At 75.7% G+C, this 12,709-nt stretch carries 12 protein-coding genes; 10 read left to right on the forward strand and 2 right to left on the reverse strand.

The features are described from left to right. A partial coding sequence (locus MNZ29_RS21315; protein WP_242356649.1) for a J domain-containing protein occupies positions 1–283 on the reverse strand: 283 nt, incomplete at its 3' end. Between the two features lie 170 nt (positions 284–453). Here MNZ29_RS21315 and MNZ29_RS21320 point away from each other — a divergent pair. The 7 genes from MNZ29_RS21320 to MNZ29_RS21350 all read left to right on the forward strand — a co-directional run bounded on the left by MNZ29_RS21320 (position 454) and on the right by MNZ29_RS21350 (position 9,339). Next, on the forward strand, positions 454–1,275 hold the full coding sequence (locus MNZ29_RS21320; protein WP_242340988.1) for an ATP-binding protein: 822 nt from the start codon (positions 454–456) through the stop codon (positions 1,273–1,275). A 125-nt stretch (positions 1,276–1,400) separates the two neighbouring features. Beyond that, complete coding sequence (locus MNZ29_RS21325; RefSeq protein ID WP_242340989.1) at positions 1,401–1,832, forward strand: hypothetical protein; 432 nt, start codon at positions 1,401–1,403, stop codon at positions 1,830–1,832. Further along, positions 1,829–2,815 (forward strand): NAD(P)H-quinone oxidoreductase, encoded by a 987-nt coding sequence (locus tag MNZ29_RS21330; RefSeq protein WP_242340990.1) that lies wholly within the window; start codon positions 1,829–1,831, stop codon positions 2,813–2,815. Before MNZ29_RS21325 ends, MNZ29_RS21330 begins: the two co-directional genes overlap by 4 nt. Before the next feature lie 139 nt (positions 2,816–2,954). After that, on the forward strand, positions 2,955–4,028 hold the full coding sequence (locus MNZ29_RS21335) for a pectinacetylesterase family protein (RefSeq protein ID WP_242340991.1): 1,074 nt from the start codon (positions 2,955–2,957) through the stop codon (positions 4,026–4,028). Positions 4,029–4,409: 381 nt separating this feature from the next. Continuing rightward, complete coding sequence (locus tag MNZ29_RS21340) at positions 4,410–5,885, forward strand: lipopolysaccharide biosynthesis protein (protein WP_242340992.1); 1,476 nt, start codon at positions 4,410–4,412, stop codon at positions 5,883–5,885. A gap of 4 nt (positions 5,886–5,889) precedes the next feature. Next, positions 5,890–7,527 carry a glycosyltransferase 87 family protein gene (locus tag MNZ29_RS21345; protein WP_242340993.1) on the forward strand — a complete coding sequence of 546 codons (1,638 nt, stop codon included), beginning with the start codon at positions 5,890–5,892 and terminating at the stop codon, positions 7,525–7,527. Positions 7,528–7,584: 57 nt separating this feature from the next. After that, positions 7,585–9,339, forward strand: coding sequence for an OPT/YSL family transporter (locus tag MNZ29_RS21350; protein WP_242340994.1), 1,755 nt, complete (start codon positions 7,585–7,587; stop codon positions 9,337–9,339). A gap of 135 nt (positions 9,340–9,474) precedes the next feature. Here the strand turns inward: MNZ29_RS21350 and MNZ29_RS21355 are convergent, their stop codons facing one another. Further along, positions 9,475–9,672, reverse strand: coding sequence for a hypothetical protein (locus tag MNZ29_RS21355; RefSeq protein WP_242340995.1), 198 nt, complete (start codon positions 9,670–9,672; stop codon positions 9,475–9,477). A 210-nt stretch (positions 9,673–9,882) separates the two neighbouring features. On the opposite strand from MNZ29_RS21355, the gene queF reads away from it, so the two are divergent. From queF to MNZ29_RS21370, 3 genes are all read left to right on the forward strand, one after another. Then, entirely contained in the window at positions 9,883–10,251 is a 369-nt protein-coding gene (queF, locus tag MNZ29_RS21360; protein ID WP_242340996.1) for a preQ(1) synthase, read from the forward strand. A gap of 87 nt (positions 10,252–10,338) precedes the next feature. Continuing rightward, entirely contained in the window at positions 10,339–11,505 is a 1,167-nt protein-coding gene (locus MNZ29_RS21365; protein WP_242340997.1) for a glycosyltransferase family 4 protein, read from the forward strand. A gap of 152 nt (positions 11,506–11,657) precedes the next feature. Beyond that, positions 11,658–12,709, forward strand: a 1,052-nt coding sequence (locus tag MNZ29_RS21370; protein ID WP_242356652.1) for a serine/threonine-protein kinase, incomplete at its 3' end; no start/stop codon positions are given.

Here is a 12,709-nt window from a genome sequence, read left to right on the forward strand (position 1 = left end):
GGGCGGGCGCGCCGGACCGGACGACGCGCGCAGCCGGCGCCCGCGCCGCCGCCGAGAGCACGCGATAGGCCTCCGCCACCGCCCGGAACTCCCGCGCGAGCTCCGCCTCGGGACGGCCGAGCGCGCGCGCCCGGTCCGGATGCGTCTCGAGCGCGCGGCGCCGGTAGGCCTCGCGCAGCGCGCCGCGCCAGGCGCTCGCGTGCGGCGCGAACGACGGGCCGAACAGCACGCGCCCCGCGTGCGCGAGCGCCTCGACCGTGATCTCCGCCGTCGCCGTGGTCACCGATATCGCCCGCTCGATGGGTAGCCCTGGCCCGCGCCGCCGGCCAGTTTTCGGCCAGGCGAGCGGGCGGTCGCCCGGCGTCCGGGGCCGCGCACGGGCTGCGCGGGCGGCCTCGGCCCGAAGCGTCCGCTGACTACCGGCCGGGCGCCCGACATGGGATAAGCGACCGCATGATCCGGAAGATCGTTCAGATCGACGAGGCGCGCTGCGACGGCTGCGGCCAGTGCATCCCGTCCTGCGCCGAGGGCGCCATCGCGCTCGTGAACGGGAAGGCGCGGCTCTCGGCCGACGTCCTCTGCGACGGCCTCGGCGCGTGCCTCGGCGAGTGCCCGCAGGGCGCCATCACCGTGATCGAGCGCGAGGCGGCGGCGTTCGACGAGGCGGCGGTGAAGACGCATCTCGAGAAGACCGGCGCGCCGGGTCACGCGCACGCCCACGCCCCGGCTCACCCGGCGCAACCCGCCGCGAGCGCGCCTCCGCCGCGCCCGAGGCCGCGGCTGTCGATCGTCTCGGACCCGGGCCCCGCCGCAGGCGCCGGCTGTCCCGGGTCGCGGCCGCGCACGCTCTCGCCGCGCCCCGTGCCCGTGCCCCTGCCCTCCCGCGCCGGGTCCGGCGCGGGCCCCGCCCAGAGCCGGCTCGGCCAGTGGCCGGTCCAGCTCCACCTCGTGCCCGTGACCGCCCCGTACTTCCAGGGCGCGGACCTGCTCGTCGCCGCCGACTGCGTGCCGTTCGCGTACGCCGGCTTCCACGACGAGCTCCTCGCCGGCAAGGCCCTCGTCGTCGGCTGCCCGAAGCTCGACGACAACCGCTTCTACGCCGAGAAGCTCACCGAGATCCTCACGTGCTCCGACATCCGGAGCGTCACGGTCGCGCGCATGGAGGTGCCGTGCTGCGGCGGAATCGCGATGTCGGCCCGGCACGCCGTGGCGGCGTCCGGGAAGGCGCTGCCGCTCAGGGACGTGGTGGTGGGGGTCGACGGCGCGCTGAGGTGAGCGCGCGGGGGACCCGCCCCGCTGACCGGCGGGTGCCCTGAACCGCGACCGACCTCGACCCCCGTGCGCGAGGCCGGCCCGCACTTTCCCCTGCGCGCCGCCGATGTCCGCGGCATCCTCGCGGCGTGCCCGCCCGCATCCTGCGCTTCGCCCTCGAGGACCTCCGCGCGCGCTATGCCGACCCCTCCGCGGCGGGCGTCGATCCGCGCACGGACACCGCGCCCTTCCGCGCCTTCCGCGCCGCGCTCCTCGAGCTCGCCGCCCGCGCGGCCACCGCCGAGGCCGAGCTCTCGATGTGGTGGGACGGCACGTACAACGGCTACTTCCTCGCGGTGGCCGTCGAGCCGCCGGAGGCGCTCGCGGCCCTCGACGTGGCGCCGGCCTGCCCGCCGGACGACGACCGGGTCGCCGTTCCACGCGCCGACCGCTATCCTCTCGCGCACCTCGAGCCGGGGCGCGCCGTCGTGGCGCGCGACGCGGATGGCGCGAGCTTCGAGGCACCTTTCGGCGCGCCCAGCGGTCACTTCGGCGCGCCCGGCATGAGGAGGATTCCATGAAGGCGGTCCTGTTCGACGGCAAGGGCGGTCCCGAGATCGTGCGCTTCGCCGAGACCTCCGATCCCGCGCCGGTGCGCGGCGAGGTGCTCGTGCGCGTGCGCGCCGCCGCGCTGAACCGCGCCGACCTCCTCCAGCGCCGCGGCCTCTATCCGCCCCCGCCCGGCACGCGTGAGGACATCCCCGGCCTCGAGCTCGCGGGCGAGGTCGCCGCGGTCGGCGCGGGCGTCACCGCCTGGAAGCCCGGCGACCGGGTGATGGCCATCGCCTCGGGCGAGGGGCAGGCGGAGCTCGCCGTCGTGCACGAGCGGATGCTCGTGCGGATCCCGGACGCGCTCTCCTTCGAGGACGCGGCGGCGATCCCCGAGGCCTGCGTCACCTCGCACGACGCGCTCTTCACCCTCGGCGGCCTGCGGCCGGGCTGGCCGGTGCTCATCCACGCCATCGGCTCCGGGGTCTCCACCGCGGCGCTGCAGATCGCGAAGGCGGCCGGCGCGACGGTCATCGGCACCTCCCGCACGGCCGACAAGCTCGAGCGGGCGCGCGCGCTCGGCCTCGACCACGGCCTCCTCGTCTCGAAGGACGAGCCGCGCTTCGCGGACGAGGCGCGGCGCCTCACCGGAAAGCGGGGCGTGCCGCTCGTGCTCGACTTCGTGGGGGCCCCGTACGCGGCGGAGAACCTCGCGGCCCTCGCGAGCGGCGGGCGCGTGGTCGTCATCGGCACGATGGGCGGCCCGAAGGCCCAGCTCGACCTGGGACTCCTCATGCGCACGCGCGCCACCTTCGTCGGCACGGTGCTCCGGCCCCGCCCGCTCGAGGAGAAGATCGCCGCCACCCTGGCGTTCGCGCGCGACGTCCTCCCGCTCGTCGCCTCGGGCAGAGTGAAGCCCATCGTGGACGCGGTGATCCCGGCGGAGCGCGCCCGCGAGGCGCACGAGCGGATGGAGCGCAACGAGAGCTTCGGCAAGCTCGTGCTGAAGTTCTGAGCGTCGCGACGCCGGAGCAGGCTCTCCTCGACTCCCACGCGAGCGCGGGGGGCCGCGTCACCTTCACGTGGAGACCGGCCGCCGCGGCTCCGTGCCGCGCCGCGTTGCGCGCGAGGGTCCCGCGCCCAACGTTCCCTGCATGGCCCGACCTTGGCTCGTCCGCCGGCTGCGCCCGGCGGCCGTCGCCGCCGCGCTCGGCCTCCTCGCCGCGTGCGGTGGCGGCAGCGGGAGCAGCGGCGCGGCGGCACGGGCGGAGGAGCTCCCCCGAAACGAGTGGCGGTGGATCGATCTGCCGGGGACGTCGTGCAGCGACGGATCGCCGACCGGCATCGCGGTGAACCGCGGCGAGGGCGACGACCTCCTCGTCTTCCTGGACGGCGGCGGCGCGTGCTGGGATGCGCTCACCTGCTTCACGCTCGGGCTCGCGAAGCCTGGCCCCTTCGCGGCCCCGGAGTTCGCGGCGCGCGAGGCGGACGTCCCGGGCACGATCCTCGATCGCTCCGCCCCGGGGAACCCGTTCGCGCGCTACACGCTCGTGTTCGTGCCGTACTGCACGGGCGACGTGCACGCCGGAGACGAGATCCAGCGCTACCCTGGATCGCCGCGCCGCTGGTTCCACAAGGGCCGCATCAACGTCGCGCTCGCCCTCGACTGGCTCGACGCGCACCTGGGGGCGCCGCCGAAGGTGGTGGTGAGCGGCGCATCCGCAGGCGGCTTCGGCGCCCTGCTCGCCTTCGACAGCTTCCGCCGCCGCTGGCCGGCGACGCGCGGCTATCTCGTGGACGACTCCGGCCCGCCGCTCGTCGGGGACGACTTCTCTCCCGCGGTGCGCGCCGCCTGGTTCGTGAGCTGGCGCCTCGACGAGGTCCTCCTGCCGCTGTGCGGGACGCGCTGCGCGGAGGACCTGTCGCAGATCTTCCCCACGCTCTCCGCGCGCTACCCGGGAGATCGCCTCGCGCTCCTCTCCTCCACCCGCGACTCGGTCATCCGCACCTTCGCCTTCCTCGAGCCCGCCCGCTTCGAGGCGGCCATCCGCCGGCTCGCGACGGAGGTCATCGCGCCGCTCCCGAACGCGCGCACGTTCCTCGTGCCCGGGGCGACCCACACGCTCGTGGGCGACCCCGCCGCGTTCAGCGCGGGCGGTGTGCCGCTCATGGAGTGGCTGCGCGAGGAGGTGGAGGACGATCCGGCCTGGGCGTCCGTGGGGCCGTGAGACGTGGGGGGAACTCGGAACTCTGGGTCAGGTCGGGCAAGCGGGTCGGGCGCGGCGCGGGCGGGTCGGCGGCCGCCGAGGCCCGCCCGACAGCCGTGCGAGCAGCCGTCCTGGCCGCACGCCGGGTGGACGACCGCTCGGTGAAGGACGGCTCGGCGGCTCGACGGTTCGACGCCCGCGCGGCGAAAGCCCTTCCAACGGGCACGCGCCGCGGCGTGGCGGGCTGCGCACGATATGGCGGAATGCGCCTGCCGAAGGCCGGCGCCTCGCGCAGCCGCTCGCGGCCTGCGCACCCGCGAGGACGCGGGCGCGCGCCGCGACGGGGTCCTCCCGCCCGGACCCGACTGCGCCTCGTCTCGCGGCGGAGAGAAGGCCACCTTCTTGTCCGAGTCGATCCTCACCCGCGCCCGGCCGCTGCTCGTGGCTCGCCTCGCCGGCGCGCTCCTCACGCTCGCGGTCCCGATGGTGCTCGCGCGCGTGCTCGTGCCGGCGTCCTACGGCACGTTCAAGCAGGCCTGGCTCCTCGCCCAGACCGTCGCGCTCGTGCTGCCCATGGGCATGACGATGAGCCTCTACTACTTCGTCCCGCGCGAGCCGGGCGAGCGCGACGCGCACGTCGCGCAGGCGCTCTGGTTCCACCTCGTCCTCGGGATCGCGGCGGCGGCGCTCCTCCTCCTGTGCGCGCCGCTCGTGGACCGGCAGTTCCACAACCCGGAGCTCTCGCGGAACCTGCGCTGGGTGGCCGCCTTCACGGGCCTGCAGATCATCGGGGCGCCGCTCGACATCGCCTGGAACGCCTCCGGCCGCATTGGGGCGGCGGCGGTGGCGCGGCTCCTCACCGAGGTCGCGCGCGGGGCGGCGATCCTCGCCGCCGCCCTCGTCGGCGGCTCCGTCGAGGCGGTGTTCGTCGGGATCACGGCGGCCCACCTGCTCCGCGCGGCCTGGACCTTCGCCGCGCTCGGGCGCGCGCACGGGCTCCGCCCCTCCCTGCCGGCCCTCCGCCGCCAGGCCGCCTACGCGCTGCCGTTCGGCGCCGCCTTCCTGCTCATCGTCCCGCAGCAGCAGCTCCACCACTACGTGGTCGCGGGGGCGGTCTCGGCGGCGGCGTTCGCCGTCTACAGCGTGGGCACGTTCCAGCTCCCGGTCGTCGACATCCTGTACACGCCCGTCTCGGAGCTGCTCCAGATCGGGCTCGCCGAGGTCGAGGGCGCCGGACGGCCGCCGCGCGCCGGGCTGCCGCTCTTCCACGAGGCGGTGCAGCAGCTCGCGTTCGCGTTCCTGCCGCTCATGGGCCTCCTCGGCGTCATCGCCCCGGCGCTCATCGAGCTCCTCTTCTCGGCCCGCTACCTCGAGGCGGTGCCGATCTTCCGGCTCGGCATCCTCTCCGTGGCGCTGGCCGCGCTGCCGCTCGACGGCGTGATGCGCGCGCGCGCCCAGACGGGCTACATGGTCGCGCTCTCGGCGGCGAAGCTCGCCGCCACGGTCCCGCTCGTCGTCGGCGGGCTGCGCGCCGCCGGGCCCATCGGCGCCCTCGGCGGCTGGATCGTCGCCGAAACGCTCGCCCGCGCGCTCATGCTGCATCGCGCGGCCCGCCTGTTCGAGGTGCCGCTCGCCCGCATCCTGCCGGTGCGTGCGCTCGCTCGCCAGCTCGCGGCGACAGGCGTCGGGATGGCGCCTGCCTGGCTGGTGGTGCGCGGGCTCGAGGCGCCGGTCGTGCTGCGCGTCGCGGCCGCGTGCCTCGCCTTCGCCGCGGCGTACCTCGGGCTCTCCTGGGCGCGCGGCTGGCTGCCCGCCGGCTGGATCTCCCTCTTCGCCACGCGCCGCGCCCGCACGGTCGCGGCTCCGTCGGAGCCATGACCCCGTGCCGGGCTCGTCGCAGGAGCGCCGAGCGCGCACCGTCGAGGTGATGCGCCGCGGGAACCCCTGGATCCTCCTCCTCGCCGCTGCTGCGCTTGGCCTCGCCACCGCCGCGCGCCTCCCCGCCGCGTGGGAGAGCGGCAACGCGCTCAACCACGTCTCGGGAGCGTGGATGGCGCTCGCCGACGACCTCGCGCACGGCCGGTTCTACCGGCCGATGGTCGACCCCGAGCTCGGCTACGGCGGGACGCGCTGGTTCCCGCTCGCCTTCGCGGCGCACGCGGGGCTGCGGCGGGCCGGGCTCGATCTCATCGTCGCCGGCTACGCGCTGTCGCTCGCGACCGGGCTGCTCTCCGTCGCCGCCGCGTACGTCCTGCTCCGCCGCGTGGGCACCCCGCGCGCGCCGGCGGCGGCGTTCGCGGCGCTCACGCTCGGTACCTTCGCCACGCAGTACTCGCTGTCCTCCAGCCGCTACGACCTCCTGCCCGTCGGGCTCGGCGCGCTCGGCCTCGCGGCCGTCGCGCGCGGACCGTCAGGCCGAGCGCTCGCGGCGGCGGCGGTCCTCTTCGCGCTCGGGTTCGCCGCGAAGCCCACCGCGCTCACCGCCCCGGCGGCGGCGATGGCCTGGCTGCTCCTCCGGCGCGAGCGCCGGGCCGCGGTCATCCTGGGGGCGGGCGTCGCGGCCGGCATGGTGGCGGTGGTCGGGCTGACCAACGCGTTCTCGGCCGGCCGCTTCTTCGAGCTCCTGGAGGCGACCGCCGTGGGCGGCGGCTCGGCGCGCGATCTCCTCGTCGCGCCGGTCCGGCTCGCCCACGAGATCGCCGTCGAGGATCCGGCGGCGATCGGCCTGCTCGGCGCCTCCCTCGCCGCCGCGCTGGCCGGGCTCCGGGGTCACGTGCGTTCCTCTCGCCGCGGCACCCCTCGCGCGGCCCTGCTGCCCGTGCTCTGGCTCGGGGCGGCGCTCGCCGCGGTGGTGGTGGTGTACGCGTCGCCCGGCACCGGCGTGAACCACCTCGTCGAGGTGGAGGTCGCCGCGGCGCTCTCGCTCGGCACCGCCTGGCGCGCGCGCGGCACCGCCGGGAGCATCGCGCGGGGCCTCGCGCCGGTGGCCTGCGCGCTGGGCCTCGTCGTGGTCGCCGGGATGGCGCGGGAGGACCTCGGCCGCTCGCGCCTCGGCGAGCTGCGCGCCCTCGCCGCCGCGCTCCCGCCAGGCACCGTCCTCTCCGAGGACCCGCTCCTGCCGCTCGTCGCGGGCCAGCGGCCGTTCGTGCTCGACACCTGGATGCTCCGCCTCGCCTCCGAGCGCGATCCCGACCTCGCGCGCCCGCTCCTCGACGAGCTCCGGCGCGACGAGTTCGCGGCGGTCGTCCTCTTCCAGGATCTCGACCTGCCCGGCTCGCGGCGCTGGTACGACCGCGGGAACCTCGGCCTCGACGTGGTGGGGGAGGTCGCGCGCCACTACCGGCTCGCCGAGACGTACGGGCGTTACCACCTGTACCTGCCGGCCCGGGCCGCCCCGACGGACGCGCCGGTGGCGGTCGCGCCCCCGGCACGGACGCGGAGGAGCCAGGGGCCGGTCCCGCCTCGCTCCACGGGGATCCCGGCCTCCTCCGCGGCGCTCGGCGCGCGGGCCACGCCCTGACGGGCCCGGCGGTCTCCATGGCCCGCCCGGCGGGTCGGGGATAGAGTCTCGCCCCGCATGCGCGAGCCCTCCGCCTCGACTCCGGCCACCCCCGTCCTGCCGCCCGCCGTGGCGAAGCGCGAGCTGACCGCCCGCGCCATCGCCATCGCCGTCCTCGTCGCCGCGCTCATGGGCGCGGCGGAGCCGACCGTGGTGCTGCGCATCGGCTACGGGCCGAACATCTCGGTGGTGAGCGCCTTCCTGGGCTTCATCCTCATCTCGATCATCGGCGTGATCACCCGCCGCCGCGGCACGCGCTGGGAGAACAACCTCGTCCAGACCGCCGGGACCGCCGCCGGCTCGGGCGTCGGCTTCATGGCGGTGGTCCTCGCCGCCATCGACATGCTGAACCAGCGCGGGCTCATGAACCTGCACCTCTCGAGCCTGCAGATCTTCGCCTGGCTCGCGCCCTCCGGCCTCCTGGGCGTGCTCCTCGCGGTGCCGCTGCGCAAGCACTACATCGACCAGGAGAACCTCCCCTTCGCGGACGGCACCGCCGCCGGCGAGACGCTGCTCGTCCTCGACGAGGGGCCGAAGCAGGCCGGCCCGCGGGTCGCCGCGCTCGGGTTAGGCGGCGCGGTCTCGGCCGGCCTCACCCTCCTCCGCCAGTCGCTCGGCTGGATCCCGGAGACCTTCGCCTTCCGCTTCCTCACGCCGCACGCCGAGTCGCTGCGGGTCGGAACCGAGCTCGGCGTGCTGTCGCTCGGCGCGGGCATCCTCGTCGGGTTGCGCGTCACGCTCTCCATGGCGCTCGGCATGGTGCTCGCCTGGATCGTCGCGCCCGAGCCGCTCCTCGCGCGCGGCCTCGTCCCGGAGCTCACCTTCAACGCGGTGCTGCAGCGCTGGATCATGTGGCCGGCGACCGGCCTCATGGTGTCGGGCGGCCTCACCGCCCTCGCCCTGAAGTGGAAGGTCATCGCGAAGACGTTCCAGGGCCTCTCCGGGAAGGAGGCGGACGCGGGCGGCGACTTCCCGATGCGCTGGGTGGTGTGGGGCGCGCTCGCCTGCGGGGTGGTCCTCGCCGCCGTGCAGAAGATCTCGCTCGGCTTCCCGCTCTGGCTCTCCGCGGTGTCGGTGCTCCTCTCGATGATCCTCATGCTCGTCGGCATCCGCGTGCTCGGCGAGACGAACTGGGCGCCCATCTCGGCCATGGCGAACGTGATGCAGGCGGTGTTCGCGGTGCTCGCGCCCGGGCACGTGCCGATCAACATGATCGGCTCCGGGATGAGCGGCGCGGTCGCCGCCAACGGCGAGCACCTCATGCAGGACTACCGGGCCGGCCGGATCGTCGGCTCCACGAACCGCCACCTCACCTACCTGCAGCTCATCGGCGTCCCGGTCGGCGCCGCGGCGGTGGCGTTCGCCTATCCGGCGGTGCGGGCCAAGTACGGCATCGGCGGGGAGGGCGGGCTCACCTCCCCCATCTCCGTGAAGTGGGCCGGCTTCGCCGAGCTCCTCTCGAAGGGCTTCGGCGCGCTCCCCACGAGCGCGCTCGTGGCGCTCGTCATCGCCCTCGTCGTCGGGGTGGTGCTCACGGTCCTCGAGTCGAACCCGCGCTTCGGGCGCTACGTGCCCTCGCCGACCGCCATCGGCCTCGGCGCGCTCATCCCGGGCTTCGCGGTCGTGCCGATGGTGATCGGCGGGATCGGCCAGGATCTGTGGCGGCGCCTCAGCCCGCGCACGGAGGAGGTCTACGCGACGCCGCTCGCGTCGGGCTTCATCACCGGCGAGGCGCTCGTGCTGCTCGTCCTCGCGTTCGCCGCGGCGTTCTAGCTCGAGGGATCCCGAAAAGGCGCCGGGCCCGGCGCGTGGCGCCAGGCCCGGTCGGTGTGAAGTCTCGCCGGCGGCCGTCCGCGGCGCAGGGCTCCGGTCGCAGGCGGAGCGTGGCGCCGCGCAGGGGGTGGACGGCTAGCGGACGAACTCCACGTGAGGGTTCATGTGACGGGCGAGGGGTGAGCGCGTCAGAAGCTCGAGCGCGCGCTCCAGGCGCTGATCGCCCATCCCCGGAACGGACTCGTACGCGGCGGAGATCAGCTCACCGAGGGTAGTGACGAGCCGGCGGGTAGCGGTGCTCTTCTCGGAACGACGGCGGCGGTTGGCCTTCATGGTCCCTCCGGTGGGGGCGATTCGGCGTGGCGTGCTCGTCCTCTCCTCACTAGCAATCCGCTTGCCTCGCCCCGACGGTCGGGGTTACAGGGGCTTGGCTCGATCCAGGGGCCCCGGCACCGGTAGACTTTCCAGTGCCTACCTCGAAATCCCGACAGTCCACACGAAGGACGTATCCGGGCTTCCATCGCCCGAAAGAACCACGCCGCCATGCCGACGAAGCCCTCCCGAGAGCTGGACACCTTCCCCAACCCGAAGCCCGAGCGCCCGTTCGAGATCTCGATGGAGTGCCCGGAATTCACCTGCGTGTGCCCGATGACCGGGCAGCCCGACTTCGCCACCATCCGGCTTCGCTACGTCCCGGCGGAGCGTTGCGTGGAGCTGAAGAGCCTGAAGCTCTACCTGTGGAGCTTTCGCGACGAGGGGACGTTCCACGAGGCCGTGACGAACCGGATCTGCGACGACATCGTCCGGGCGATCCAGCCCCGCTGGATCGAGGTCGTGGGCGACTTCGCCGTCCGGGGCGGCATCCACACGGTGGTCACGGCGCGCCAGGGCGAGCGCCCGGCCGGCGTGTAGTCGCCCGGAAAGGCCCCGGCGCGCCCCGGCCGCGCCGGGTTCCCCTCCCCTCCCTCGCGGCCCAGCTTTCCCCCCGGGGGGAGCGCGTTGCGCACGGGCCGGCTGTCCATCGCGTACGTCCACTACGGCGCGCAGAGCGGCGTCACCGACCAGGTGGCGCGCGCGCTCGAGGCGCGCGGGCACGACGTCCGGCTCGTCGAGGCGACGGGGGATCTCGAGCCGCGCGACCCGGTGAGCCGAAGGCTCCGACCCGCGCCCGCGTTCGCCCTGAACCTCGCCGTCGCGGCCGCCCGCTTCGGCCTCGGGCGCAGCGCGCTCGACCACCGCTGGAACACGCCGTACGCGTTCGACCACCACGCGCTCCGCGCCGGCGAGGCGCTGCGGGCGCTCGACCCGCCGCCCCAGGTCGTGCTGCAGAACGGCGCGCTCTTCGCCCCGGGCCTCCCGGCCCCGTACCCGTACGCGCTCCTCCTCGATCACACGCGGGCGCTCGCGATGAGGAGCCCAGCCTGGCCGGTGGCCGGGCTCGCCGCGCCGGTGGACTACGGCGAGGCCTGGCGCGCGCGAGAGACGGCGCTCTACCGTCGAGCCCGCCTCGTCGCGACCTTCAGCGAGAACGTCGCGCGCTCCCTCGCCGACGACTACGGCGTCGATCCGGCGCGCGTCCGCGTGGTGGGCGCCGGCGCGAACACCTTCCCGGGAAACGCGCCCCGCCAGGACGACGGCCGGACGATCCTGTTCGTCGGGCGCGACTTCGCCCGCAAGGGCGGCCCGGTGCTCGCGGAGGCGTTCGCGCGGCTGCGGCGGCTCGAGCCGCGCGCGCGGCTGCTCGTGGCCGGCCCGCCCACGCCGCCGAAGCTGCCCGAGGGGGGACACTGGCTCGGCCCCGTGGAGCTCGACGAGCTGCCCGCCCTCTTCGCGCAGGCGACCGTCTTCGCCATGCCCTCGCTGCGCGAGCCGTTCGGCCTCGCGTTCCTCGACGCGATGGCCTGCGCCGTGCCCTGCGTCGGCCCCGACCACGAGGCGGTGCCCGAGATCGTGAGCGAGGGCGAGACCGGGCTCCTCGTCCCGCCGGGCGACGCCGGCGCGCTCGCGCACGCCCTCGAGCGCCTCCTCGCGGATCCCGTGCGCGCCCGCGCCATGGGCGCGCGCGGCCGCGCCCGCGTCGCGGCCCGCTTCCTCTGGAGCCACGTCGCGGCCCGCCTGGAGCGCGCCCTCCTCTCCGCGGTCTCGCCCCGCGGGAAGGCCGCCTGACGCCGTCCGCGACGCGGCGCGCCGCGGCGCCGGGCGAGCGCGCCGGACGCCGGTGTAGGTGGCGCGCGGCGCCCCCAACGCCCTCGCCCCTCGGATACCCGACACGGCCGCGGAGCCGGGAAAAGGAGCGGTGGGGTAGAATTCCGCCCCAGGTGTCCGATCCCGCACAGCCACAGGTGGCCCGGTTCGAGCCCGCGTCGCTCCTCGGCTCCGTCCTCGACGGACGGTACGAGCTCGTCGCGCACCTCGCCACGGGCGGCATGGGCGCGGTGTTCCGGGCCCGCCACGTCCACCTGCGCAAGGACGTGGCGGTGAAGGTCCTCCGCCCGGATCTCTCCGCGTCGGCCGACCTCGTCGAGCGGTTCCGGCGCGAGGCCGAGATCGCGAGCGCGCTCGAGCACGACAACATCGTGCGCGTCACCGACTTCGGCCGTTGCCCGGACGGCTGGCTCTTCCTCGTCATGGAGCTCCTCTCCGGCGAGAGCCTCTTCGACCGGCTCCGGCGCGAGGGGTTCCTGTCGCCCGAGGAGGCCGTCCCCGTGCTCTGGCAGGTGTGCGCCGGGCTCGAGGCGGCGCACGCGCTCGGCGTCGTGCACCGCGACCTCAAGCCGGAGAACGTGTTCCTCGCCAGGACCGCGAGCGGGCGCGAGGTCACGAAGCTCCTCGACTTCGGCATCGCGAAGATCGCCGATCCCGCGAGCGGCAGCGCCACGCAGGCCGGCGTCGTGGTCGGCACGCCCGAGTACCTCGCGCCGGAGCAGGCGCTCGGGGGCGAGGTGGACGCGCGCGCCGACCTCTACGCGGTCGGCCTCATCGCCTGGCGGATGCTCGCCGGCCGCCACCCGTTCAAGGCCGACGAGCCGCGCGCCCTCCTCATGATGCAGGCGACGCGCCCGGTGCCGCCGCTCACCGACCCGCGCCCGGACCTCGGCGCCTACCCCGGGCTCGTCGCGGCGATCGCGCGCGCGTGCGCGAAGGAGGCCGACGCGCGCCACCCCTGCGCGAGCGCGCTGCGCGCGGACCTCGCGGGGGCGCTCGGACCGGCGTTCGTCCTGCCGCCGAACGCGACGCCCTCGCCCGCGCTGTCGCTCTCCGGCGCGCAGCTCTCGGCATCGCCGGCGGAGCCGGCGGGCGGCGTCGAGACGCGGCCTGCGCTCGCCCCCGTCGTCCCCGCGCCCGCGCCCGGGTGGCGGCTCCCGCCCGC

The organism is Anaeromyxobacter sp. SG64 (genome assembly GCF_022690745.1).
GTDB classification, from domain to species: Bacteria; Myxococcota; Myxococcia; order Myxococcales; family Anaeromyxobacteraceae; genus Anaeromyxobacter; species Anaeromyxobacter soli.